At 65.0% G+C, this 25,132-nt stretch carries 24 protein-coding genes; 15 read left to right on the top strand and 9 right to left on the bottom strand.

Annotated elements, in window-relative coordinates; all coding sequences use genetic code 11:
* Positions 1-108: 108 nt before the first annotated feature.
* From FJ936_RS16870 to FJ936_RS16855, 4 genes are read right to left on the bottom strand one after another with little or no spacing between them, the layout of a single operon-like run.
* Positions 109-1,275, bottom strand: a complete 1,167-nt coding sequence (locus tag FJ936_RS16870; RefSeq protein WP_140791654.1) for an FAD-binding oxidoreductase — start codon at positions 1,273-1,275, stop codon at positions 109-111.
* Positions 1,276-1,302: 27 nt separating this feature from the next.
* Positions 1,303-2,919, bottom strand: coding sequence for an ATP-binding protein (locus FJ936_RS16865; protein ID WP_140791656.1), 1,617 nt, complete (start codon positions 2,917-2,919; stop codon positions 1,303-1,305).
* Positions 2,910-3,602 carry a response regulator transcription factor gene (locus FJ936_RS16860; protein WP_015314984.1) on the bottom strand — a complete coding sequence of 231 codons (693 nt, stop codon included), beginning with the start codon at positions 3,600-3,602 and terminating at the stop codon, positions 2,910-2,912. Before FJ936_RS16860 ends, FJ936_RS16865 begins: the two co-directional genes overlap by 10 nt.
* A 3-nt stretch (positions 3,603-3,605) precedes the next feature.
* Positions 3,606-5,141: a DUF4173 domain-containing protein gene (locus tag FJ936_RS16855; protein ID WP_141906784.1), complete on the bottom strand. Its 1,536-nt coding sequence runs from the start codon at positions 5,139-5,141 to the stop codon at positions 3,606-3,608.
* 285 nt (positions 5,142-5,426) lie between these two features.
* Here FJ936_RS16855 and FJ936_RS16850 point away from each other — a divergent pair, with 285 nt between their 5' ends.
* Positions 5,427-6,314, top strand: a complete 888-nt coding sequence (locus tag FJ936_RS16850; RefSeq protein WP_140791660.1) for a CoA ester lyase — start codon at positions 5,427-5,429, stop codon at positions 6,312-6,314.
* A gap of 38 nt (positions 6,315-6,352) precedes the next feature.
* A complete protein-coding gene (locus FJ936_RS16845; protein ID WP_140791662.1) occupies positions 6,353-6,559 on the top strand; it encodes a DUF1737 domain-containing protein in 207 nt (68 codons plus the stop codon).
* Between the two features lie 16 nt (positions 6,560-6,575).
* Here FJ936_RS16845 and FJ936_RS16840 read toward each other — a convergent pair whose 3' ends face one another.
* On the bottom strand, positions 6,576-6,998 hold the full coding sequence (locus FJ936_RS16840; RefSeq protein WP_140618287.1) for a metallopeptidase family protein: 423 nt from the start codon (positions 6,996-6,998) through the stop codon (positions 6,576-6,578).
* 178 nt (positions 6,999-7,176) lie between these two features.
* Here FJ936_RS16840 and FJ936_RS16835 point away from each other — a divergent pair, with 178 nt between their 5' ends.
* The 3 genes from FJ936_RS16835 to FJ936_RS16825 are packed head-to-tail and all read left to right on the top strand — an operon-like array spanning position 7,177 to position 12,969.
* Complete coding sequence (locus FJ936_RS16835) at positions 7,177-8,217, top strand: hypothetical protein (RefSeq protein WP_140791663.1); 1,041 nt, start codon at positions 7,177-7,179, stop codon at positions 8,215-8,217.
* Positions 8,159-9,637 carry a DUF6504 family protein gene (locus tag FJ936_RS16830; protein WP_140791665.1) on the top strand — a complete coding sequence of 493 codons (1,479 nt, stop codon included), beginning with the start codon at positions 8,159-8,161 and terminating at the stop codon, positions 9,635-9,637. Before FJ936_RS16835 ends, FJ936_RS16830 begins: the two co-directional genes overlap by 59 nt.
* Positions 9,634-12,969, top strand: coding sequence for an error-prone DNA polymerase (locus FJ936_RS16825; protein ID WP_140791667.1), 3,336 nt, complete (start codon positions 9,634-9,636; stop codon positions 12,967-12,969). The genes FJ936_RS16830 and FJ936_RS16825 overlap by 4 nt, the downstream gene beginning before the upstream one ends.
* An 83-nt stretch (positions 12,970-13,052) precedes the next feature.
* Here the strand turns inward: FJ936_RS16825 and FJ936_RS16820 are convergent, their stop codons facing one another.
* On the bottom strand, positions 13,053-13,220 hold the full coding sequence (locus FJ936_RS16820; protein ID WP_015314993.1) for a hypothetical protein: 168 nt from the start codon (positions 13,218-13,220) through the stop codon (positions 13,053-13,055).
* Between the two features lie 282 nt (positions 13,221-13,502).
* On the opposite strand from FJ936_RS16820, the gene FJ936_RS16815 reads away from it, so the two are divergent.
* A complete protein-coding gene (locus tag FJ936_RS16815; RefSeq protein WP_015314994.1) occupies positions 13,503-14,423 on the top strand; it encodes an SMP-30/gluconolactonase/LRE family protein in 921 nt (306 codons plus the stop codon).
* A 162-nt stretch (positions 14,424-14,585) separates the two neighbouring features.
* The gene (locus FJ936_RS16810; RefSeq protein WP_140618294.1) at positions 14,586-14,795 is read left to right on the top strand and encodes a 4-oxalocrotonate tautomerase family protein; all 210 of its coding nucleotides are present in this window, start codon (positions 14,586-14,588) and stop codon (positions 14,793-14,795) included.
* 40 nt (positions 14,796-14,835) lie between these two features.
* On the opposite strand, the gene zapE is transcribed toward FJ936_RS16810, so the two are convergent.
* The 3 genes from zapE to FJ936_RS16795 form a co-directional block, all read right to left on the bottom strand.
* Positions 14,836-16,062, bottom strand: coding sequence for a cell division protein ZapE (gene zapE, locus FJ936_RS16805; protein ID WP_140791669.1), 1,227 nt, complete (start codon positions 16,060-16,062; stop codon positions 14,836-14,838).
* A gap of 92 nt (positions 16,063-16,154) precedes the next feature.
* Positions 16,155-16,694, bottom strand: coding sequence for a protease inhibitor Inh/omp19 family protein (locus FJ936_RS16800; RefSeq protein WP_015314997.1), 540 nt, complete (start codon positions 16,692-16,694; stop codon positions 16,155-16,157).
* A gap of 138 nt (positions 16,695-16,832) precedes the next feature.
* Positions 16,833-17,276 carry a hypothetical protein gene (locus tag FJ936_RS16795; RefSeq protein ID WP_015314998.1) on the bottom strand — a complete coding sequence of 148 codons (444 nt, stop codon included), beginning with the start codon at positions 17,274-17,276 and terminating at the stop codon, positions 16,833-16,835.
* 217 nt (positions 17,277-17,493) lie between these two features.
* Between FJ936_RS16795 and FJ936_RS16790 the strand changes: the two genes are divergently transcribed.
* The 8 genes from FJ936_RS16790 to FJ936_RS16750 all read left to right on the top strand — a co-directional run bounded on the left by FJ936_RS16790 (position 17,494) and on the right by FJ936_RS16750 (position 25,104).
* Complete coding sequence (locus FJ936_RS16790) at positions 17,494-18,504, top strand: MBL fold metallo-hydrolase (protein WP_140791671.1); 1,011 nt, start codon at positions 17,494-17,496, stop codon at positions 18,502-18,504.
* An 80-nt stretch (positions 18,505-18,584) separates the two neighbouring features.
* Positions 18,585-19,151 carry a hypothetical protein gene (locus FJ936_RS16785; RefSeq protein ID WP_140618299.1) on the top strand — a complete coding sequence of 189 codons (567 nt, stop codon included), beginning with the start codon at positions 18,585-18,587 and terminating at the stop codon, positions 19,149-19,151.
* Positions 19,152-19,364: 213 nt separating this feature from the next.
* Positions 19,365-19,526 (top strand): DUF1328 family protein, encoded by a 162-nt coding sequence (locus FJ936_RS16775; RefSeq protein ID WP_015315001.1) that lies wholly within the window; start codon positions 19,365-19,367, stop codon positions 19,524-19,526.
* Between the two features lie 93 nt (positions 19,527-19,619).
* Entirely contained in the window at positions 19,620-20,504 is an 885-nt protein-coding gene (dapF, locus tag FJ936_RS16770; RefSeq protein ID WP_140618301.1) for a diaminopimelate epimerase, read from the top strand.
* Complete coding sequence (gene mtaB / locus FJ936_RS16765) at positions 20,504-21,829, top strand: tRNA (N(6)-L-threonylcarbamoyladenosine(37)-C(2))-methylthiotransferase MtaB (RefSeq protein WP_141906783.1); 1,326 nt, start codon at positions 20,504-20,506, stop codon at positions 21,827-21,829. Before dapF ends, mtaB begins: the two co-directional genes overlap by 1 nt.
* Before the next feature lie 12 nt (positions 21,830-21,841).
* On the top strand, positions 21,842-23,731 hold the full coding sequence (gene ftsY / locus FJ936_RS16760) for a signal recognition particle-docking protein FtsY (RefSeq protein ID WP_141906782.1): 1,890 nt from the start codon (positions 21,842-21,844) through the stop codon (positions 23,729-23,731).
* A 58-nt stretch (positions 23,732-23,789) separates the two neighbouring features.
* The gene (locus FJ936_RS16755; RefSeq protein WP_015315005.1) at positions 23,790-24,464 is read left to right on the top strand and encodes a septation protein A; all 675 of its coding nucleotides are present in this window, start codon (positions 23,790-23,792) and stop codon (positions 24,462-24,464) included.
* Positions 24,465-24,483: 19 nt separating this feature from the next.
* On the top strand, positions 24,484-25,104 hold the full coding sequence (locus FJ936_RS16750; protein WP_140791675.1) for a pyridoxamine 5'-phosphate oxidase family protein: 621 nt from the start codon (positions 24,484-24,486) through the stop codon (positions 25,102-25,104).
* Positions 25,105-25,132 lie beyond the last annotated feature (28 nt).

Below are 25,132 nucleotides of genomic sequence, written 5' to 3'. Positions count from 1 at the left end.
GGTAACGGCATGGATTCCAGGGTCTCCGCGACGTCGCTTCGCTCCTGCTCCGCCCTGGAATGACGAAGAAACTGAGCGCCTGGCAAACCCGCGAGGCAGCCCCTGACCTCAAATCACATTCAATTCCCGGAAGGCCCGCCCTTCGGCGACACGCGCGTAGCCAAATGCCGAGCAGTCGATCGTCCGGTAGCCGCCATGCACGATCAGTTCGGCCAGCGCCTTGCCGACCGCCGGCGCCTGTTGCAGGCCATGGCCGGAGAAACCGTTGGCGAACAGGAAATTCGTCACTTGCGGGTGCGGGCCGATCACGGCGTTCTGGTCCAGCGTGTTGTAATCGTAGTGCCCGGCCCAGGCGCGCGTCGCCTTGATCGCCTCGAAGGCCGGGATGCGGGTTGCCAGCACCGGCCAGATCACCTCTTCAAACAGCGGCCAGTCGACGTCGAAGTCCCCGGGGTCGGCCGGGCCGTCGCCCTCTTCCGGCTCGGCGCCGCCGGTGAGGTAGACCGAGCCTTCCGGCCTGACATAGATGCCGGAGGGATCGACCAATAATGGCATGTCAGTGAATTTGTCCCGCGCGTCGAACACGAAGACGTTGCGCTTGCGTGGCTCGACCGGCAGCGAAAGCTGGGCAAGGGCGGCGACCTTGCCAGCATTCGGCCCGGCGGCATTGATGACGGTGCCGGCCTCGAGCCGATCGCCATTGTCGAGGCTGACGCCGGTGACACGGTTACCCTGCCGCTCGACGCCGGTGACCGACGCGCTGATGAAGTCGATCTTCTTCTGCCGCAGCGCCTTGCGAAACAGCATCAGCATCGCATGCGCGTCGAACCAGCCCTCGCCGGTCCGGCCATAGGCGCCGGCGGTGATGCCTTCGGCCGACAGCCAGGGGAAGCGGCGCGTCAGCTGGTCGGCGTCCTCGAGCAGGATGTCGGCGCCCTCGGCGACCTGCGCTTCGTGGTTGGCTTTCAGGATCGGCAGCCCGGCCTCGCCGGCAAGGATGAGGTAGCCGCCCTCGCGAAAACCGATATCGGCGTCGGTGCCGAATTCTTCCTTCAGCCGCCGAAACAGTTTTAGCGTGAACTGCGACAGGCGGATGTTTTGCGGAATGGAGAATTGCTGGCGGATCGAGGCCATGGACAGTGTGGTCGCCGCATGGGCGAATTGCGGGTCGCGCTCGATCAGTGCGATCGAACCGGAAAATCCTTCCTCGCGCAGATAGTAGGCGATCGAGGATCCGACGATGGCCCCGCCGATGATGACGATGTCGTAGCGCACTTTTTTCTCCGATCCGCCGTCCGCAATCTACGCGACCGGCAAAGTGATCTCGAAGCGCGTGCCGCGCTCGGAGTCAACCAGCCGGATCGTACCATCATGCGCTTTCAGGAGGGCCAGCACGATGCCAAGCCCCATGCCGGTGCCGCCCGTATCGCGTCGCGTGGTGAAGAACGGCTCGAAGATGCGCGCTTGGTTGCTTGGCGAGATACCGGCGCCGTCGTCGCTGACCAGCACGGTCGCCTTGCCGCCGGCGCTTGCGGCGGTGATCGAAACCAGCGTCGCGCCGTGCCTGGCGGAATTGTCGATGAGGTTGGCAAGCATGATCGCCGCGTTCTCGGCCGAGATGCGCAAGGCCAGGTCGCCACCGGCCTTGACTTCAACCGCCAACCTGGTGTCGACGGGAAGCAGGGCCAGCGCCGCGCCGACCGAGGTGCTTTCGCCGCTGGGTGCGAGGTTTTCGGCCCGCGCCAGATCGAGCAGCCGCCGGACCAAAAGGTTGAGCCGCCCCGCATCGGTGACGATATTGTCGGAGAAGCGCCGCCGCTCGTCATCGCCCATCGCGCTGCCTGAATCGCGCAGCAGTTCGGCCGCGCCCTGGATCGCCGTCAGCGGCGATTTGAGTTCATGCGAGACATGGGTGGCGAAGGTCTGGATGGCATCCGAGCGCGCCTGCAGTTTATCGGCCATGTCGAGAAAGGCGGCGGACAATTCAGCCATTTCTCGCGTGCCATGGTGGTCGAGAGGCCGGATCGCGTCGCGCTCGCCGGCGGCGATGCGCTGGGTGCGGTCGATCAGCGCGTAGATCGGACGGCTGACGGTGCGCAGGAAGACGAGGCCGATGAGCAGCGTGCCGCCTAGGATGGCGATCGCCGCCGCCGTCACCTTGCCGCGTTCGCCATAGAGATGTTTTATGATGTTGTTGGGCGTCCGCGACACATAGACCACGCCGGAGACCTTGCCGTCGACGGCCACCGGCAAAGCGACGAAGACGCGCACCTTGGTGCCGCGGCTGACCGAATAGAGCGGCGGCGCCGGCTGGTTGGGGATGCGCAGCCTGAGCGCGCTGGCATAGCGTCCGGCAAGTGCTGCGCGCACCTCCTCGACCCCGGCGAGCGACTGCCCGGTCTCGTCGCGCCCGGCAATCACCACACCCCGAGGATCGAGCAGCCGGAAGCCGGCCAGCGTGGTCTTCTGCGTCGCGTCGAGAATGCCCGCCAGCCGCGCGCCGATCGCGGCGAAAGCGGGATCGACCGTGGTGGGGATCCCCGCCGGCCGGGTCGCAAGCACGTAGTCCGAGGCGAGATCGAGCCGCGGCTCGATCGGCCGATAGGGCGAATCGAGATTGGCGCCTCGGCTCGCATAGCCATTGGCCGGCGGCATCGCCACGCCAAGCTTTTCCGGTGAAATGCCGGCGTCGCGGACCTCCTGCGCATAGATGGCGGCGATGGCCGCGCCCTGTGCGATCAGTTCCGCCTCGGTCTGGCGGATCAGCTGGTTCTCATAGAGGCGGAAGAAGAACAGGCCGACCAGCGGCAGGGACATTACCAAGATCAGGATGGCGACGACGACCGTGGCGAGGCGCGGCCGCCATTTGCGGCCGATCCACTTGCTGCCAATCGACTTGCTTGATGTCGTCAGCCGCATCGGCCGAGCCGGAAGCCGACGCCGTGCACGGTCTCGATGACCTCCGGGCACCCCACGGCCGCCAGCTTGGCCCGGATGTTGCGGATATGGCTGTCGACGGTGCGGTCGGCGACATGGATCTTGCCGGCATAGGCATTGGCCATCACCGCGTCGCGGTCGAGCACATGGGTGGGCCGCGCCAGAAACCCTTTCAGGATCGAGAACTCGATCGCCGTCAGGGCGAGCGGCTTGCCGTCGAAGGCGGCCGCGTGGCTGGCCGGCGCCAGGGTGAGCTTTCCCTGCGCGAACTGCCTGTCGTCGGCCAGTTCCGGCGCCGCCGGACGGGCGCGGCGCAGGATGACGTTGACACGGGCGACGAGTTCGCGCGGGCTGAACGGTTTGGTGACATAGTCGTCGCCACCCATTTCGAGCCCGAGGATGCGGTCGATCTCCTCGTCGCGTGCGGACAGGAACAACACCGGCACGTCTGATGTGTGACGCAGCCGCCGGCAGACCTCCAGCCCGTCCATCTCCGGCATGCCGATGTCGAGCACGACAAGGTCGGGTGTGCTTCGTTCGATTGCCTGCAGGGCGGCGGCGCCATCGGAGACGGCAGCCGTTTTCATGCCGGCCTTTTCCAGCGCGAAGCAGATCACTTCGCGGATATGCGGGTCATCGTCGGCGACGAGGATGTGATGCGGCATGGATTAGCGATCCGGCACGGGTTCTGCGACGCTGGGAACAATAGGCCGCCTGTTGTCGAGATAGCGAAGCAGGCGCCAGTCGCGGAAGCTCCAGCTTCGCCAGTTTTCCTGCAGGCCGCGATACCAGCCTTCCTCGACACCGCGCAACCTTGCCAGTTCGCCGGCGGCACCGGCATTGGCCGTCCCGCGCTGACGATCGAAGATGCGATCGAGCGCTGGAAACGCGTCCGGCCCGAGCGAGCGGAGATACCAGACGTCGAGCGGGATGCCTTGGCCGCTCATTTCGAGGGAATGGTCGACATTGTAGGTGGCGATCATGGCTGCGAAGTTGATGAAAGAGCAGACATACAGCGTTAGGGATAACGTCAGAAGATTGGCGGAGAGCAGCCATTCACTGGATTTTCCGAGCGCGATACGGGCGATGATCAGCGCAAGGCCGGCCGCCACCAGTCCCATCCAGACGAAAGCGGCGGCGCGCCAGTAGGTCAGCGCATAGATGCCGACATAGAGGTCGAGCCGCAGGATCGACGAGACGACCAGCATGATGTTCTGCGCCACCCAGGCATAGACCAGCCGACGGATGAGCGGGTCGGCCGATGTTTCACTGCCGGGCCTCAGCGCCGCAAGGACAAAACCGGCGGCCAGCAGCGCGGTGGCGATCAAGAGATAGGCGCCGCGATGCGCGTAGGCGGCGTAGCTCAAACCATCGGGAAGCGCGACCCCGCCCCACAGATAGGTGGCGTCGAGCCCGCTCTGCAGCGCAAACAGAATGTTGAAGACGATCAACGCGCGCAGGATGGCGGCCTTGCCGAAGACGATGTCCTCGACGGCGTACCGGTCGGCCGCTGGCTGGGCATCGGCAGGAGGGTGATTTAGCCTGGCGATGCGGCGCTGAAAGCGCGGCAGGCGTGGCCGCAGAAAGGCCCAGACGCCGGCAAGCACGAATAGCCAGAAGGTAATCCGCGTCAGCTGGATAAGCTCGAGCAGCTTGAAGACGTCGATCAGCGACAGCCAGTCTTCGACGACCGGATTGGCGGCACCGAAAAGGGCGACGAAGACCGCGCCCAGCGTCAGCGGCATTACCCAGACCGCGATTGCCGCCAGCCTTATGCGATGTCCGCCGAACCGCCGCGCCGCTCTTCGCCACTGGAGAAAATCGCCGAGGAACCGGAACGGCGCCGCCAGTCCGAACAGCACGATCTGGCCGGCAATTCGCGCCATGCCGTGCCACGGGCGGCCGCTCAGCGAAAGCGCGAACGCCACCAGCGCGGCAAGCGCGACCGAGACGGACAAGGGACTGACAGTCTCGGCGAGCGGCAACAGCGCGACAAGCAAGGCGGCCGACTTGAGCCACATCTTGCCGTCGCTGAAGGCGGCGGGATGCACGGCAACCGCCGCGGCGGCAAGCAGCGTAGCGAACAGCAGAACCGTGATCCCGGCGGGCTGGCCGTAGAACAGGAAATCGGCGAGCGCGACCAGCAGCACGGCGACGCCGAAGCGGCTGCAATAGCTTGGCGCGGCGCGGAAGAAAGAGGTCATGGCCTGATCTTCCTGATGGCGTCCCATCGCCATGGCGATGGGCTCTTGCGGACAAATGGGATGGGAGTTGCAGCGGGGTTGGCGCGTTGCGGGTCGACCAGCCACCAGCCTTCGCTGCGCAGCCGGTAAGGCAGACGGGGTTTTGCTCGCTTGTGCATGCCGCCTGTGTCGCAGGCCTGCAGGAAAGCGATGCGGCGGATCGGAGGAGGTTTTCGGCAGGCGCGTGCAGTTTTCGTGCAGGGCTGGCGGCTTGCCTCGACCAATCACACACGGCATAGATCTGGCATGACCGAAATCTACCGCCCGCGCCGCTCCGTGCTCTATGTCCCGGCCTCCAACGACAAGGCGCTGGCCAAGATCGCGCAGCTTGCCTGCGACGCCGTCATCATCGACCTCGAGGACGCCGTCGCCCCCGCCGACAAGATCGCCGCGCGCGAAAAACTGGCCGGCATTTTCGCCAACCGCCCTGATGCCAATGGCCGGCGCCGCGAGATGGTGGTACGCGTCAATGCGCTGTCCAGCGAATGGGGCACTGACGATCTTGCGGCCGTGGCCAAGGCGGAGCCGGACGGCATCCTGCTGCCGAAGGTCGACACGCCGCGTGACGTGCTCGAAGTCGGCGATGTGCTGGACGATAGTTTTGCCCCGGACAGCGTGAAACTATGGGCGATGATCGAGACGCCCAAGGCCATGCTCAACATCGGCGCCATCGCCGAACTCGGCCGCGACCCCGCCTCGCGCCTGGATTGTTTCATCGCCGGAACGAATGACCTGATCAAGGATACCGGCGTGCTGGCGACGCCGGATCGCGCCTATCTGCTGCCATGGCTGATGCAGATGCTGCTGGCGGCACGCGCCGGCGGGATCGACATGCTCGATGGGGTGTTCAACGATTTCCGCGACCCGGATGCGTTCGCGCGTGAGTGCACGCAGGCCGCCGCCATGGGCTTCGACGGCAAGACGCTGATCCATCCATCGCAGGTCGAGGCGGCCAACCGTGCCTTCGCCCCGTCGGCGCAGGCGCTGGCCGAGGCGCGCGCGGTGAAGGATGCCTTCGCGCTTGCGCAAAACAGTGGCAAGGGGGTCATCGCGCTGAATGGCAGGATGGTCGAGCGGTTGCACTTGGCGCAGGCCGAAAAACTTCTGGCGAAAGCGGCCGCCATCGGCGCATGATATTCGCCGATTTGGGGATACACGACAGGAGTTGGACGATGAAACTCTACCGCTTTCTCACCGCCCCGGACGACGCCAGCTTTTGCCATAAGGTGACGGCGGCGCTGAACAGGGGCTGGCACCTGTTCGGCTCGCCGACCTACGCCTACGACAAGAAGACCAAGACCATGCGCTGCGGCCAGGCCGTGGTGAAGGATGTCGATGGCCAGGAATACGGGCCGGATACGAAGCTCAGCGACTGGTAGGGGAAAACGCCGAGGGCTATTCAGCCGCCTCTTCGATCTTCTCCATATCATCGTCCGACAGGCCGAAATGGTGGCCGATCTCGTGGACCAGTACGTGGGTGACGATGTCGCCCAGCGTTTCCTCGTTTTCGGCCCAGTAGTCGAGCATGGCGCGGCGGTAGAGCGTGATGCGGTTCGGGCCTTCGCCTGTCTGCGGGTTCCAGCGTTCGGCGATACCGCGCCCCTCGAACAGGCCGAGCAGGTCGAACGGCGTTTCCAGCGACAGGTCGTCCATGATCTCGTCGGTCGGGAATTCGGCGATCTGGATGACGATCTCGCCGGTCAGCTTGCGAAAATCCTCCGGCAGGTGGGCGTAGGCCTCCAGGGCCAGGAACTCCAATTCCTCCATCGAGGGCGCAAGTTCACCATGCCAGGTGCGGGTCTTGTAGATGCGGGCCATGCTTTGTCCTTTGATCCCGGCATATAGGCGTTCGCGCTGGTCGAGGCAAATGACGCCTGTACGCCGGTGTCGCGCAAGAAGAGGAATAAATTCCTTGATGAGCCTGCTTGACTCTTCCGATCCCCTCTGGAATCTATAGGAACATAACAGGAACAATTGTGAGTGAAAGCTGACCGTCATGGCGATGACCGCCGTGGCGCGGGAGACTGTTTTTGCCCTGCGCCGCCAGATCGCGAAGATCGAGGGAACACTGCCCGAGCGCCTGCAGGCGCCGGCTGGCGCGCCCCTTGCTGACGCCGGCAGCGATCTGACGATCGTCCGGCGCGGGCTTGCCGCCGCCTTGCCGGACGCTTTCCTGCCCATCGGCATCGAGCGGCTCGATGCCGCGCTCAGCGGCGGCCTGCCGAAAGCCGCCCTGACCGAAATCCATGGCCTGGAAACCCGCGATGCGGGCGCCGTCGCCGGTTTCGCCCTGTCGATCGTCAGCCTGATCCTCAGCCAGGCGCAGGGGCTGCCCATCCTGTGGATCGGGACATCGGAAATTTTCCATGAGGCCGGCTTTCCCTATGCCAGGGGGCTGCATGCCTCGTTCGGCATCGAGCCCCAGCAATTGCTGTTTTCCGAGACGCCCAGGCTTGTCGATGCGCTGTGGATCGCCGAGGAGGCGGCCCGCATGACCGCGCTTGCAGCCGTCATCCTGGAGATCCGCGGCAATCCGCAGCGGCTGGACCTGACCGCGACACGCCGCCTGCATGCGCGGGCGCAAGGTGCCGGCCGGCCGGTGTTCCTGCTGCGACAAGCGGCCGAGCCCGAACCGACGGCGGCGCCTGTTCGTCTGATTGTCGCTTCGGCGCCGGCCGTGCCGCGCGAAACAGTCGCCGGGCCGCTCGCCGGCTCGATCGGCCACCCGGCCTTCACCATCAGCATCGGCAAGAGCCGCACGGCCCTGCCTGGACAATTCACACTGGAGTGGAACCCCGATGAATGCAGATTCGATGAAAGAAGGGGCGAGGAAAGAAGCAGGGCAAGCAACGAATGGGCAGAGAATCCTGTCCCTGTGGTTTCCCTATCTCGCGACCGAAAGGATCCTGCGGCAGCGTCTGGGGAAATCCTGGCGTTCCCGGCCGCCGGATCATCCGCAGCCATCTCATCCACCGCTCGTGATCAGCCATCGCCAGGGCAACGCGCAGCGCATCTCGGCCCTCGACGCGCGGGCTGAGGCGCTGCACCTGAAGCGCGACATGGGGATTGCCGATGCGCGCGCCATGCATCCGTCGATCGACATCGTCGAAGCCGATCCGGAGGCCGACCGGCGCCTGCTCGAGGGCCTTGCCGACTGGTGCGACCGCTACACGCCGCTGGTGGCGCTGGACGGCATTGACGGCCTGTTCCTCGACGTCACCGGCTGCACCCATCTGTTCGGCGGCGAACGCGCCATGCTGGACGAAATCCTGTCGCGCTTCTTCCAGCAGGGTTTCGACGTCCGCGCCGGGCTTGCCGGCACGCCCGGGGCGGCCTGGGCGGCGGCCCGCTTTTGCGGCGACCGCATCGTTCCATCAGGCGAGGAGGAAGCCTTGCTCGCCCCTTTGCCGCTGGCCGCCCTTCGCATAGCGCCGGAAACCCGTACCAGCCTGGAAAGCGTGGGGCTGCGCACGGCGGACGCCGTCATGGCGGCACCGCGCGCGCCGCTCGCCCGCCGCTTCGGCGCTTTGCTGCTCCAGCGCCTCGACCAGGCGCTTGGCCGTCTCGACGAGGCGATCTCACCGCGTCTTCCCGTCGCGCCGCTTTCGGTCGAGCGTCATCTCGCCGAGCCCGTCACGCTGACGGAGGAAATAGAACGGCTGGTGGGCATGCTGGCGACGACCTTGAAGACCGACCTCGAACGCCGCGGCGAAGGCGCAAGGAGCCTGACGCTGTTGCTTTTTCGCGTCGACGGCGCCGTCAGCCGCATCGCGCTCGGCACCTCGCGGCCGATGCGCGAACCCTTGCTGATCCGGAAATTGTTCCATGAAAGGCTGGCGGCACTCGAGCAGCATATCGATGCCGGCTTTGGCTTCGACCTGGTGCGCCTCTCGGTGCTGGCCGTCGCCGCTTTCGACATGCAGCAGGCCGATCTGACCGGCGAAGCGGCCGATGACGGCGCCGACATCGCCCTGTTCGCCGACCGTATCCGCGCCCGCCTCGGCGAGGGCGCGGTTCTGCAGCCGGTTCCCGTGGAAAGCCACCTGCCGGAACGCGCCGTCGCCGTCATTCCCTTCACCGAAGCCCCGCGCCGGACCACACCACCCAAGAAGCCGGACAGGATGCAGGCGCCGATGACCATCTTCCCGCCGGAACGACCGATCCGGCTGTTCCGTTCGCCCGAGCCCATCGAGGTGCCGGCCACCGAAATGCCGGAGGGACCGCCGCTGCATTTTCGTTGGCGCCGCGCGCTTTACCGTGTGACGCGCGCCGAAGGGCCGGAGCGCATCGCCGCCGAATGGTGGCGCGAGGCGCCGGGCGACGCGGCCGCGTCGACACGCGATTATTTCCGCATCGAGGATGCCGGTGGCCGCCGCTACTGGCTCTACCGGCAAGGCCTTTACGGCGGCGTCTCGCAAACCCCGCCGCGCTGGTTCATGCATGGGGTCTTCGCATGAACGCGCTGACCGTCATTCCTTATGCGGAGTTCGGCATCCAGTCGAATTTCTCCTTCCTGCGCGGCGCCTCCAAACCCGAGGAGCTGGTGGTCGCGGCCAAGCTCATGGGCTTCTCCGCGATCGGGCTCGCCGACCGCAACAGCGTCGCCGGCGTGGTGCGCGCCTGGCAGCAGGCCAAGGTCGAAAAGCTTGCCTACCATCCCGGCTGCCGGCTGGTTTTTGGCGACGGCACGCCGGACATTCTCGCCTATCCCAGGGACCGTGCGGGCTGGGGCCATCTGTGCCGCATGCTCACCCAGGCCAATCTGCGTGACGAGACCGAAAAGGGCGCCACCCTGCTCCGGCGCGACGACCTGCTCGAATGGGGGGACCGGATGTCGCTGGCGGTCCTGCCCGATCTGGCGGCCGGCGCGCAAGACAGTCTGGCTTTGCTCCGTGAACTCAGGGATCGCTTCGGCAGGATCCTGCGGCTCGGCGTCTCACCCTGTTATGCCGGCCATGATCGCTTCCGGATCGAGCAGGCGGCGGCGTTCGCCGAGAGCACCGGCATCCCGCTGATGGCGACCAACGATGTGCTCTACCACACGGCCGAACGGCGCCCGCTGCAGGACGTGCTGACCGCGATCCGCCTCAATGTTCCGGTCGCCGAGGTGGGGCTGGAACTGACCGCCAATGCCGAACGCCATCTGAAGCCGCCGCTGGAAATGGCGCGCCTGTTCCGCCGGTATCCGCAAGCGCTGGCGGAGACGCTGCGGTTTGCGCAAGAGCTGACCTTCTCGCTCGGCGACCTTCAGTACAATTATCCCGACGAGCCGACGGAATCGGGTCTCGGACCGCAGGCGGAGCTGGAGCGACTGGCTCGGGAAGGTGCGGCCCGGCGCTTTCCCGGCGGTATCCCCGCCAGCGTGATAAAACGAATCCAGGAAGAGCTCGCCCTGATCGAGCGGCTGAATTACGCCCGTTATTTCCTGACCGTCCATGACATCATCAAATTCGCCCGAGGCGAAGGCATTCTCTGCCAGGGCCGCGGCTCCGCGGCCAATTCGATTATCTGCTTCTGCATTGGCATTACCGAGGTCGGGCCGGACAAGATCGACACGCTCTTCGAGCGTTTCATTTCCGAGGAACGCAACGAGCCGCCGGATATCGACGTCGACTTCGAGCATGAACGGCGCGAAGAGGTGATGCAGTACATCTATACGAAATACAGCTCCAAACGCACGGCACTCGCCGCCGCCGTCATCAGCTATCGCGGCCGTTCGGCGCTGCGCGAAGTGTCGAAAGCGATGGGCCTTTCGGAGGATGTCAGGGCGTCTCTCTCCGGCTCGATCTGGGGTTGGTCGACCTCGGAACTCGGCGAGAAGGAAGCCAGGGCCGGCGGCCTCGACCGCAGGGATCCGGTGTCACGGCATGTGATGGAACGCGCCAACGAGATCATGGGCTTTCCCCGCCACCTCTCCCAGCATGTCGGCGGCTTCGTCATCACCAGGGACCGGCTCGACGAGATCGTCCCCATCGTCAAGACGGCGATGGACGAGCGCAAGATGGTCGAATGGGACAAGGATGATCTCGATTCGGTGAAAATCCTCAAGGTGGATATCCTGGCGCTCGGCATGCTGACCTGCCTGCAGCGCGCTTTCACTTTGCTCGAGACCCATTACGGCGTGAGAGACGATTATGGCAGGCCATTGACCCTGGATACGATCGCCAAGGAGGATTCCTGTGTCTACGACATGATCTGCCGTGCCGATACGCTCGGCGTCTTCCAGATCGAATCGCGTGCTCAGATGTCGATGCTACCGCGTCTCAAGCCGCGCGAATTCTACGACCTCGTCATCGAGGTGGCGATCGTACGGCCGGGCCCGATCCAGGGCGACATGGTGCACCCCTATCTGCGCCGGCGGCAAGGCAAGGAAAAACCCGAATATCCCAAGGCGGAGCTGAAAGAGATTCTCGGCAAGACGCTGGGCGTGCCGCTGTTCCAGGAGCAGGCGATGAAGATCGCCATCGTCGCCGGCGGCTTCAAACCGGGCAAGGCCGATGAACTGCGCCGTGCCATGGCCACCTTCAAGCGCACCGGCACGATCGGCAATTATCGCCAGCAGATGATCGACGGCATGACAGGACGAGGCTACGAAAAGGACTTCGCCGAGCGCTGTTTCAAGCAGATCGAGGGCTTTGGCGAGTATGGCTTTCCCGAAAGCCACGCCGCCTCCTTCGCCCTGCTCGTCTATGCCTCCTGCTGGTTCAAGACCTTCTACCCGGACGTGTTCTGCGCCGCGATCCTGAATTCGCAGCCGATGGGCTTCTATCAGCCGGCGCAGCTGGTGCGCGACGCCCGCGACCATGGCGTCGACATCCGCGAGGTCGACGTCAATTTCTCCGTCTGGGACTGCACTTTGGAAAAGGCGCTTTTCGACCCGGCCCGCATCCTGCCGCGCCATGCCGAAATGCGCGGTGTCATCGAGACTCAGCATGCGGTGCGGCTCGGCTTCCGGCAGATCAAGGGACTTTCCAAGGAACGCATGGAGGTTTTCGTCGAGCGGCGCGGCGCCGGCTACTCGACGGTCCGGGATGTCTGGCTGCGCTCCGGCCTCAATGTCGACGAGATCGAGAAATTAGCGCAAGCCGACGCCTTTCGTTCCATCGGCCTCGACCGCCGCGCGGCACTATGGGAGGTCCGCGCGCTCGACGGCAAGAGTGCCGCCGAGAAGCTGCCGCTGTTCGACCAGCCGGCGCTCAGCCTGCGCGAGCTGGAGCCCGAAACGAAGCTGCCGAAAATGCCGCTCGGCGAGCATGTCATCCATGACTACCGCTCGCTCGGCCTGTCGCTGAAGGCGCATCCGGTCGCCTTCCTGCGCGAGCGGCTCGACCGCGCCGGCATCACTCCCAATGCCAGCCTGCCTTCCGTGCGCGACGGCAGGCGGGTCTCCGTTGCCGGGCTGGTGCTGGTGCGCCAGCGCCCCGGCAAGGGCAACGCGATCTTTCTCACGCTGGAAGACGACAAGGCCGTCGCCAACGTCATCTTCTGGGAAAGGACCTTCACCCGTTTCCGGCCCATCGTCATGGGTGCCCGGTTTGTGAAGGTCACCGGAAAACTGCAGTCGGAATCAGGTGTCGTCCATATCGTCGCCGAGAAGATCGAGGACCTGACGCCCTGGCTGACCGTGCTGCTGGAGAAGGTCGGTGCGGCCGCACTGCCGGCCGCCGATCCTTCGGACCGCTCCGGCCAACCCGCAATTCGGCCCGCGATGCTGAAAGACGGACGGGATCTCGCAACGCTGTCGGAAGAGGCGGAGAGGGTCATGCCCAAAGGGCGTAATTTCCAGTAGGCCGCCCCACCTTCGTCATCCACGGGCGAGCAGGAGCGAAGCTCCGTCGCGGCGACCCGAGGACGACAAACGTGATGGGTTGCTCAGCCGTAGATCTGCTTGTGGATCTGGTAAAGCATTTCCGAACGGTCGGCGCGCATGTCGGCCAGATCGCGGCTGGAGAAGCTGTCGATTTCGGCGATGAGGCGATTGTAGTGCTTGCGCTTGGCGATGCTGGTGCGAGCGCGGGTCACGAGGTCGTTGAAGATCATAGCAAGGTTCCTTCTGTGCCGCATTCGGCGCGGCCGTTTCTTCCTCCCTTGATCGGTACGGATCATGACATAGGAATGGTGCGTTGCAAAAAGAAGATGTTGCAATGCACCATTGCAGCCAGCGCATAGCCGGTTAATGGCTTCCTAAGCTCCCGCACGACGCGCGGCCCGGGCCGGCAGGCGAGCCGCCTCCCATTTTGTCTTACAAATTAGCGTTACCCCGTCTTGCCAGATCGATTGCGGGCTGGCTTGATCCAATGTCACCTGATGCCTGGAGGAAACATGGCGGCCGCAGATTATTATGAAGTTCTCGATCCGCGTTTCGGGCGCCTGTTCAACGGCAACGCGCAGGTGGAGAAGCTGTTCACCGGCTGCCGGTGGGCGGAAGGGCCGGCCTGGTTCGCCGCCGGCCGCTATGTCGTCTGGTCGGACATTCCGAACAACCGCATGATGCGCTACGACGAGACGGACGGCAGCGTCAGTGTCTTCCGTCAGCCGTCCGGCAATTCCAACGGCAACACCGTCGACCGGCAAGGCCGGCTGGTCACCTGCGAGCATTCGGGCCGGCGCGTCAGCCGCACCGAGCATGACGGCTCGATCACCACCATCGCCGCCAAATGGAAGGGCAAGCCGCTGAACTCGCCCAACGACGCGGTGGTGAAGTCCGACGGCTCGATCTGGTTCACCGATCCGACCTACGGCATCGACACCGACTATGAGGGCGACAAAGCCGAGAGTGAAATCGGCGCCTGCCATGTCTACCGGGTCGATCCCGACACGGGCGATATCGAGGCTGTCATCACCGACATGGTCAGGCCGAACGGCCTTGCCTTCTCGCTCGACGAAAGCCTGCTCTATGTCGTCGACACCGGCCGCACGCATGGCGCCGAGAACCCGGCGCATATGCGGGTGTTCAATGTCGGCAAGCACGGCAAGAAGGTTTCCGGAGGCAAGGTGTTCGCCGACTGCACGGCCGGACTGTTCGACGGCTTCCGGCTCGACGCCGATGGGCGTATCTGGACGAGTGCCGCCGACGGCATCCATTGCTACGATCCCGACGGCACGCTGATCGGCAAGGTCAAGGTGCCGGAGGTGACCGCCAATTGCGTTTTCGGCGGCGCCAAGCTGAACTGTCTCTACATCGCCGGCACCACCTCGCTTTATTCGGTGCGGCTGATGGTGAATGGGGCCAAGACCTATTGAGCCTGCTGGAAACGCTTCTCTGGCGCCCCTTATTGGCCGTTTTGCGGGTAGCCACAGCGCCCGCTTCGCCGCGGCTTCCGGAGCCACCATCCTGCGGTTCGCCGGAGCGGAGTTCGAAGCCGCATGTCGGCGGTATCAGACACAATTCAAGGGGAGGGCGTCATGCCATTCGTCAACATCCGCATCGTCAAGGAAGTGATCGCCGCCGATCCGGCCGGCAAGAAGGCTGACATCGCCAGGAAAGTCACGGCGGCCATCATGGACGCCACCGGGCTTGGCAATGACGATGTCTGGGTGGTCTTCGAGGAGGTCAACGCCCGCGACTGGTATGTCGGCAAGACCGACGTGGAGACGTTGAGAGGCAAGAAATAATCCCAAAGGCGCGATGAGCGCCGCAAATCCTGGGCTCTGCTCAGGAAGGTGAAGGTGCGGCGGCCGTGTCCGCGCCGGCCGTGCGTCCGCCGACCGTACCTTCACCCGGCCGGCGCTTCGCCCAGCTCTCCAGCCAGTCGCGGCTTTGCATCTCGATCAGCCGCGATGCGGTTCGCTCGAATTCGAACACCTCGACGCCGCGCTTGGCCACATAAAGCGCGTGCGGTGGCGCCTCGGCGCTCACCACCAGCCGCGTATGATGGTCGTAAAGCGTGTCGATCAACAGGATGAAGCGTTTGGCCTCGTTGCGCTTGCCTTCGCCCAACACCGGCACACGGTCGATGAAAACAGTCGAAAACCGCCCGGTGATCGCCAGGTAATCGCGCGCGCCGAGCGGCTTTTCGCAGAGGTCGGCGAAGGTGAAACGCGCAGCGTCACCAGCGGCGGCCGGCACCACCACCTTGCGTCCCTTCAGCGTCAGCGAGGTCTCGGCCGTCGGCGCACCGCGCGTCATCGACTGCCAGGCCTCGTCGAGCGCCTGGTCGGCCGCCGCATCGGCCGGTGTGACATAGACCGGCGTACGGGCGAGCTTTTCCAGCCGGTAATCCTTGTCGCTGTCCAGCGACAGCACCTGCGCGTGGCGTTCCAATATGGCGATGAACGGTAGGAAAAGCTGGCGGTTCAACCCGTCACGGTAAAGATCTTGCGGCGCCACGTTCGAGGTGGCGACCAGCACGACCCCGTTGGCAAACAGTGCCGAGAACAGCCTGGACAGGATCATGGCGTCGGCGATGTCGGTGACCGAGAACTCGTCGAAACACAGCACCCAGGCCTGCTCGGCGAGCGCCTTGGCCACCGGTGGGATCGGATCGTCTTCCCTGACCGTGCCTTCCTTGCGCGCCTGCCGGTGTTTCTGGATACGGTCCTGCACATCGGCCATGAAGTCGTTGAAATGCACACGGCGCTTGCGCCTGACCGGCAGGAGCTCGAAGAACATGTCCATCAGCATGGTCTTGCCGCGGCCGACGCCGCCATGGATGTAGAGGCCCTTGACCGCTTCATGCGTCTCGCGCTTGCGCGCAAACAGCCAGCCCAGTGCACTGGACTTGTGCGCCAGCCGCTTGGCCGAGATCTCGACGGTCAGCCGGTCGAGCGCGGCGGCGATCGCTTCCTGCGCAGCATCGCGCTCGATCGCGCCTGATACCACCAGATGGTCGTAGCGCTGCCGGACGGTCGGATGGGTCTGAAGGCCGTCACGCAGATGCATCGATCACGTCATTGTTCAGAGCAGGATGCCCAGAGAAAGGGTGCGCCGAGATTGAGGTCACGCCGCCGGCATCACCTGAATGTCGGCATCTCCTACCTCGTAAGCGAGATCGGTTGCCCGTTGGAAGTCTGGCCGTCGAATTTCGAGCCGCCCGACGAATAGAGCCGCGCCAGCGAACCGCCATTCTCGTCATAAAGCGTCAGCTGCTTGCCGGCGACGTTCCACGACTTGATGCCGTCGATCGGCGCCGGGCAATGCAGCGGCCCGGCGCGGAAACCGGCGCCGAACTTGGTCTGCGGCGTCGCCACCTTGCAGCTCTGGCCGGAGACGCTGACGTTCCAGACACCGGCGACGGCCGCCGCGCTGAGATCGGCGGCACCCGCGGGCGCCGCGCCGTCCGGCGGCAGCGAAGCAACTTGCGTGTTAGCCGGCGCGGTCGGGAACCGCGACGGGTCGGTGGTGCCGGGTGAGGCCGGCGGCGGCAGCTGGTTGGAACTCACCTGGCCAGCGGGGGCTGGCTGCAGCGGCGCCGGTTGCTGGTCGTCCATCGACGAGAAGCGTGAGGTTGAGCAGCCGCTCGCAACGAGTGCCGCCAGGGATACGGCCACCAGGCCGCCTTTCGAAAAATTCATTACAACCTCCGTCGGATCCGGCTGGGGGGAAACCGTCCGCGCAATCTCACCTCCACCAAGATGGAGAAGGTGGCGAAATTTCAACCCGATATGGTTAAAATAGGGTTTGTGGTATGAATTGTTGCAAATTTATCGCACTCACCCGGCGAGCGGCGCACTCGGCACGAACACATATCCGTCCGGTCCGACGATATAGCACTCGCGCAGACCATGCGGCTTGTCGATCGCGCCGGCCAGCACGATGTGGCCATGCTCCAGCGCCGCCGCCTCGATCGCGTCGGGCTCCGCGCCATAGAGACGCAGTTCGATGCCGGCACCGCGCGTCTCCGTACCCGCGATGGAGCCCGTCATGGGATTGTCGAGATAAGAATGGTCCGCATGCAGCATGAACACCGATCCCAGAAGCTCGAGCGCGGCGAAATCCTCGTCGGCATAGACGATGCGGGCGCCAAGCACGTCACCGCAGAAGGCTTCCATCGCCGCCATGTCCGATACCAGGAGATTGACGCCGATGCCGCGCGGCAGCGAGCGGCCGAAATCCTCGGCCTTCATCCAGGGTGTCTTGGTCCGCTTCATCGCCATGGCGTCTTCCTCCTGATGCCGCGATCCTAGCCGAGACCGCCTTGCCGCCCTTGGCCTTCGGCCGGCAAACGCTTGCGCCAGCCGCGTCAGGGCTTATGTCTATGGCCAATTCCAGGAAAGGTGTGTGGCGCTTTTCCCGGGAAAACACGCAGCACTTTCCCCCCCTGGGAATTGAGTGAAAACAAAGAGTTCACCGAAACCCGCCGGAGCGCAGACCTTGGCCGCCAGAAAGAAAGCCGCCAACCGCTACTACAGCGGCCCGCCCAGCGACCATTTCGACGGCAGCCTGTTCTTCAATCCCGGCGGCCGGATGCCCGGCCCCTTCAAGGATTTGCTGAAATGGCAGTTCAGCGGCCAGCGCTCGAAATGGCCGGCTGCCAGCCCGAGCCCCTTTGCGCAGGCAAAGCCGGCGGAGGCGGTCGAAGGCGCCGATCTGGTCGTGACCATGGTCGGCCATTCGACCTTGCTGATCCAGACAGCCGGGCTGAACATCCTTACCGATCCGGTCTGGTCGGAGCGCACATCGCCGTTCTCCTTTGCCGGACCCAGGCGCGTCAATCCGCCGGGTATCGCCCTTGGCGATCTGCCGGCGATCGACCTCGTGCTGGTCAGCCACAACCACTATGACCATCTCGACCTTGCCACGCTGAGGCAGTTGCAGGAGAAGCACGATCCGCTGGTGGTGACGCCGCTCGGCAACGATGCCATCATCGCCGCCGCGGTGCCCGGGACGCGGCTTTCCGCGCATGACTGGGGCGACAGGGTCGATGTCTCCGACGGCACCGCTATCCACGTCGAGCCCGCGCATCACTGGTCGGCGCGCGGGGCGCGCGACCGGCGCATGGCGCTGTGGGCCGGCTTCGTCATCGAGACGCCGGGCGGAAAAATCTATTTCGCCGGTGATACCGGCTTCCACGGCGGCATCAACTACCGGCTGATGGCGGAGAGGCATGGCGGCTTCCGCTTCGCCATCCTGCCGATCGGCGCCTACGAGCCGCGCTGGTTCATGGCGCCGCAGCACCAGAACCCCGAGGAAGCGGTCCAGGGCATGTCGTTGTGCAACGCAGCCTTCGCCGCCGGCTGCCATTGGGGCACGTTCCAGCTCACCGACGAGCCGTTCGACGAACCGGTGCGGAAGCTGGCCGAGGCGCTGGACGGCCGAGGCATCCCACAGGAGCGCTTTCGCGCCTTGCGGCCCGGCGAGATCTGGGAAGTGCCCCGGATATGATCGCCTCGATGGCTGGAATGACCGTTTACGCTGCCATGGTTTTCGCTGATGGTCATCCGCGGACAGGATAGGGGAATCAGATGAAGTCAATCATGGCAGGTCTTTTGGCGCTGGCGGTCTCTGTGCCGGCGGCTTTCGCGGGCGAGATCAGCGATCGGGCGGCCGAGGCCGAGAAGCTGCTCCAGTCGGGTGATGGCGCCGGTGCGCTGGAGAAATTCAGCAGCGCCCAGGAAGCGCTCTGGCAAGCGATGCCGCTTGGCGTCCTGAACGTCAAGCAAGTCGACACGGCCTCCGGCTTCGGTATCTACAGCGAGCGCGCCAACCACATCTACAAGCCCGGCGAGAAAATCGTGCTGTACATGGAGCCGGTCGGCTATGGCTACGGCAAGGACGGCCTCGGCAACAGCATGATCGCGCTCTCTGTCGACATCACCGTCGTGTCGGCAGCCGGCGAAACGCTCGGCACAATGGAGAAGGTCGGCCGTGTTCAGATCGCCTCTCGCTCGCACAATCGCGAACTGTTCTTCAAACTCGACCTCTCCCTCGACGGCCTGCCGGCCGGCAAATACCGGTGCAACTTCGTCATGCATGACGAGAATTCGAGCAAGACGGCCCCCTTCAGCACGGATATCGAGATCGCCGGCTGAGGCGATGCCGGGAAAACCACCGATGTCCGATGGAGACGGCACCGGCGGGGACGAAATCCGCGTCGGGCGCAATGTCTTCATCAATCAGAACTGCACTTTCTACGACCTCGGCTGCCTCGACATCGCCGACGCTATCTCCCGGCCTCGGGAACCCAAGCACGACAGCCGCGTTTTTCAACCGGTTTCAATGTGTCCGGCTTGCGAGGCGTTCCCATGCTCAAATGGATCATCATTCTCCTGATCATCGCCGCCGCGGCGAGCCTGCTCGGCATGCCGGCGCTGGCGGGCGCGGCCGCCACTGGCGCGCGCATTCTCATCGGCATCGTGCTCATCATCTTCCTGTTGATCTTGCTTGGGGTCTTTGCGGTGACGTAAGTCCCGCACCTTCGCCGTGAAAGCGGCTGCGCACTGGTAATTCCTGCCCGTTTCCGCCATATAGCGCCGAACGGACATGGAAATTTCGGAGCAATGGCAGGCACGGCCCCTTTCGCCAAGATGAACGGCATCGGCAACGAGATCATCGTTGCCGACATGCGTGGCCGTGCGGATCGGGTGACGGCCGCGGCTGCCATCGCGCTCAACGCCGATGCCTCGACGCGGTTCGACCAGATCATGGCGATCCACGACGCCAGGACGCCGGGCACCGCCTATTTCGTCGACATCCTGAATTCCGACGGGTCGGGCGCGCAGGCCTGCGGCAACGGTATGCGCTGTGTCGTCCAGGCGCTGGCCGCCGAGACCGGCGAGAAGACCTTCACCTTCGAAACCGTGGCCGGGATCTTGAACGCCCGCGAACACGCGGACGGCTCGATCTCGGTCGACATGGGCACGCCGCGCTTCGGCTGGCGCGACATCCCGCTGGCCGAGGAGTTCCGTGACACCCGCATGATCGAATTGCAGGTCGGCCCCATCGACGCGCCGGTGCTGCATTCGCCTTCGGCCGTCTCGATGGGCAACCCGCACGCCATCTTCTGGGTCGACGCCGATGTCTGGACTTATGAACTCGATCGTTTCGGCCCGCTGCTCGAAAACCATCCGATCTTTCCCGAGCGCGCCAACATAACCATCGCGCAGGTGACCTCGCCCGACTCGATGATCATCCGCACCTGGGAGCGTGGCGCCGGCCTGACCAAGGCCTGCGGCTCCGCCTCGTGCGCGGCTGTCGTTGCCGCCGCGCGCACCAGGCGCACGGGCCGCAGTGTCAACCTTTTGACCCCCGGCGGCGGTACGCTGCATGTCGAGTGGCGCGAGGACGACCACGTCATCCTGACCGGCGCGGCCGAGTGGGAATTTTCCGGCAGCTTCGATCCGTCGACCGGACAATGGGCCCGCGACACCGAAAGCGCGGCGTGATGTCCGCCCTTGCCAAGGACGTCGACGTGGCGAAGGAGACCGGCCGCATCGACGTGGTGACTTTCGGCTGCCGTCTCAACACCTATGAGTCCGAAGTGATGCGGCGCGAGGCCGAAAATGCCGGCCTCGGCGCGCTGGATGGCGGCGCCGTCATCTTCAACACCTGCGCCGTCACCGGCGAAGCGGTGCGCCAGGCCAGGCAGGCAATCCGCAAGGCGCGCCGCGACAACCCGGCCGCGCGCATCATCGTCACCGGCTGCGCCGCGCAGACCGAGCCCGAAAAATTCGCCGCCATGGACGAGGTCGATCTCGTGCTTGGCAACGAAGAGAAGCTGAAGGCCAATTCCTATCGCGCGTTGCCGGATTTCGGCGTCAACGACACCGAGAAGGCGCGCGTCAACGACATCTTTTCGGTGCGTGAGACCGCCGGCCACATGGTCGACGCCATCGAGGGCCGGGCCCGTGCGTTCGTGCAGGTCCAGAATGGCTGCGACCATCGCTGCACCTTCTGCATCATCCCCTATGGCCGCGGCAATTCGCGCTCGGTGCCGATGGGCGCCGTGGTCGAGCAGGTCAAGCGGCTGGCGGGCAACGGCTATGCCGAGATCGTGCTGACCGGCGTCGACATGACGTCTTTCGGCGCCGACCTGCCAGGCGCGCCGAAGCTCGGCAAGCTGGTGAAGACCATTCTCAGGCAGGTGTCCGACGTAAAGCGGCTCAGGCTGTCCTCCATCGATTCGATCGAGGCCGACGACGACCTGCTCGATGCGCTCGCCACGGAACCCAGGCTGATGCCGCATCTGCATCTGTCGCTGCAGTCGGGCGACGACATGATCCTGAAGCGCATGAAGCGCCGGCATCTGCGCGATCAGTCGATCCGCTTTTGCGAGGATGTGCGCAAGCTGCGGCCCGGCATTGTCTTCGGCGCCGACATTATCGCGGGTTTCCCGACCGAGACCGACGCCATGTTCGAGAATTCGCTGGAGATCGTCGACGAGTGCGGCCTGACCCATCTCCACGTCTTCCCGTTTTCACCGCGCGAGGGCACACCCGCCGCGCGCATGCCGCAGCTGCGTCGAGAGCTGGTCAAGCAGCGTGCCGCCCGGTTGCGCGCCGCCGGCGAAGCGGCCTACCAGCGCCATCTGTCCTCGCTCGCCGGCAGCCGTCAGTCGGTCCTGATCGAGCGCGACGGCCTTGGCCGCACCGAAGGGTTCACGCTTGCCGCACTCGGCACCGGCGCGCCGGGAGAGATCGTCGAGGCTGATATAACCGGCCACGACGGGATCAGGCTGATAGCCACTCCCCTTGCCGCCCGCGCCGCCTGAGAACACAAAAGCATGGCTGGTTTTTTCAAGAAGATATTTTCGTTCGGCAAGAAGGAGGTGGTCGAGGAGCGCATCGACGAGACCGCCCCGCTGCCGCCGATCAAATGGGACCAGCTCGACGCGCTGAAGCCGGCGGCCGAGCAGGCCGTGCCGGAGTTTTTGAAGCGCGAGGAGCCTGTGGCGGAAGCCGCGCCGGCGACCGTGCCTGCTCCGGTCGAGGCCGCGCCCGGGCCGCAGCCCGAGGAACCCACACCCGAGGAACCCACACCCGAGCCTGCGCCGACCATTCCGCCCGCGCCGGAGCCGACTGTTCCGTCAGAACCGGAGCGGCAGCCGGAGCCTGCGCCGGAAGAGAAACCGGCACCCGCGCCCGAAACGCCTGAACCGCCCGCGCCGGAAGAGGTCCCGCCGCCGCCGGTTGCTCCCGAGCCCACGCCCGAACCCCAGCCGCAGGAGATCCCGCCGGCGCCATCGGAGCCGGAGATCGTTCCCTCGCGTCCGGAGAGGCGACCGGAACCCGCGCCCGTCGAAGTGCCGACGCCGCCAGTCGAAGTGCCGGCCGAGATACCCGCACCGGTCGAGGTGCCGTCGGCGTCGCCGGCTGAAGTGCCTCCGTCGGCGGCCGCCGTCGAGCAGCCTTCAAGGGCCGGCGCTGCCCCTCATCCGCCTGCCGGCACCTCCCCGTATAGGGACGGGGCGAAGGAAGGGGCTTCAGCACCGTCCTTGCCCGGTTTGCGGGGAGAGCATGAAGGAAAGCGCGGACCTGCCGTCGAAGCGGCGCTCGAAGCGCCACCAGCTGAAATCGCCCCTCCCATTCGCCAACCTGCACCGGTCGAGACGCAGCCGGTCGTTGCCGAGGTCGCGCCCGAGCCTCAATCGGTCCCGCGGCCCACCCCGGAGCCAAGACCCGTTCCCGGCAAGGTGACGGTCGCCAGGAAGGTCGAGCAGAAGGCCGAGCCACAGAAGGCGCCGGAACCGGCGCCGAGGCAATCCTGGTTCCAGCGCATGCGGGACGGGCTAGCCCGGTCCTCGCGCGAACTGACCGGCAACATTGCCGGCGTCTTCACCAAGCGCAAGCTGGACGAGGAGACGCTGCAGGACCTGGAGGACGTGCTGATCCGCGCCGATCTCGGCGTCGAAACGGCGCTGCGCGTCACCGATTCACTGGCCTCCAGCCGCTACGGCAAGGATGTTTCCGATACCGAAGTGCGCGCCGTCATGGCGGCCGAGGTGGAGAAGGTGCTCGCGCCGGTCGCGAAACCACTCGAGCTCGACCTCTCGCACAAGCCGCATGTCATCCTGGTGGTCGGCGTCAACGGCACCGGCAAGACCACGACCATCGGCAAGCTCGCCGCCAAGCTGACCGATGGCGGCCTGTCGGTGATGCTGGCCGCCGGCGATACGTTCCGCGCCGCCGCGATCGAACAGCTGAAGATCTGGGGCGAACGAACGAAATCGCCCGTCATTGCCTCGAAGCTCGGCGCCGACGCCGCCGGTCTCGCCTACGATGCCTTCGAGCGGGCCAAAGAAGCCGGCTCCGACGTGCTGATCATCGACACCGCCGGCCGGCTGCAGAACAAGACCGAACTGATGGCGGAGTTGGAAAAGATCGTCCGCGTGCTGGGCAAGCTCGATCCCGAAGCGCCGCACACCGTGCTGCAGACGGTCGACGCCACGACCGGCCAGAACGCGCTCAACCAGGTCGAGATCTTCCGCAATATCGCCGGCGTCAACGGCCTGGTGATGACCAAGCTGGACGGCACGGCGCGGGGCGGTATTCTGGTGGCGATCGCGGCAAAGCATAAATTGCCGGTCTATTTCATCGGCGTCGGCGAACAGGTCGACGACCTCGAACCGTTTTCCGCAAGCGAATTCGCCAGGGCGATCGCTGGAGTGGCTTGAACAAGGCACGATGCCGGAAGTGAGGCTTCCGGATTGGATCGTGCGTTAGAAGGAAACCATGAACCCACCCATTCTCGAACGCGATCCGTCCGACCCGCAGAAAGAGAAGAAGGAAGGCATCAATCCCGTGCTCAAGCTGGCGCTGGAGCTCGGGCCGCTGCTCGTCTTCTTCTTCGCCAATGCGCGCGGCGAGTGGCTGACGCAGAAATTGCCCGTGCTGGCTGAATTCGGCGGCCCGATCTTCGTCGCCACAGGCCTGTTCATGGCCGCGACCGCCATCGCGCTGATCGCCTCATGGCTGCTCACCCGCACCTTGCCGATCATGCCGATGGTGTCGGGGGTCGTCGTTTTCATCTTCGGCGCGCTGACGCTTTATCTGCAGGACGATATCTTCATCAAGATGAAGCCGACCATCGTCAACACGCTGTTCGGCGGCGTGCTGCTTGGCGGCCTGTATTTCGGCCGCTCGCTGCTCGGCTATGTCTTCGAGTCCGCATTCAAGCTCGATGCCGAAGGCTGGCGCAAGCTCACCTTCCGGTGGGGCCTGTTCTTCCTGTTCCTGGCCCTCGTCAACGAAGTCGTCTGGCGGAATTTTTCCACCGACGCCTGGGTTACGTTCAAGGTCTGGGGCATCATGCCGATCACGCTTCTTTTCACCTTCAGCCAGATGCCGCTGATCCTGCGCCACTCGCTGGACGACAAGGCCGGCGGCGAAGAGAAAGTCGGCAAATAGGGCTGTAAAGGGGAGAGCCATGGAATTCGTCACCACCCAGGAGGATCTGCGGACGATCTACAAGACGCCGCGCCCGACCGATGGCTCGATCCGCAAGGAATTGAAGGCGCTGGACGCCCATTGCCGCTCCTTCATCGGCAAGAGCCCATTCGTGCTGATCGGCTCGTCCGATGGCGAAGGCAATGCCGACGTGACCCCGAAAGGCGACAAGCCCGGCTTCGCCGCCATTCTCGACGAGAACACCATCGCCATCCCCGACCGGCCCGGCAACAACCGGCTGGATACGCTGGAAAACATCATCCGCAATCCCTCGGTCGGGCTGCTCTTCCTCATACCAGGCATGAACGAGACGCTGCGCGTCAATGGCGATGCCCGCATCACCGTCGATGCCACCTTGCGCGAGCGCCTTGCGGTCGACGGCAAGGAGCCGCAAAGCGTTATCGTGATCGTAGTCAAGGCCGCTTACATGCATTGCGCCAAGGCTTTCATGCGCTCCGATTTGTGGAAGCCCGACAGCTGGCATGATCGCGCCACGCTGCCGACGCTCGGCCAGATCCTGCGCGACCAGTTGGCACTGGCCGATTCGGCCGAGGCGACGGACCGCTGGCTCGACGGCGAGTACAAACAGACGATGTGGTAGGGTTGTCGGCCCCCGATTCGTCTGGACT

Origin of the sequence: Mesorhizobium sp. B2-4-13, assembly GCF_006658535.1 — a bacterium.
Classification (GTDB): Bacteria; Pseudomonadota; Alphaproteobacteria; order Rhizobiales; family Rhizobiaceae; genus Mesorhizobium; species Mesorhizobium australicum.
The sequence above is the reverse complement of the archived record's forward strand: the minus strand, read 5'-3'. Positions and strand labels throughout refer to the sequence as shown.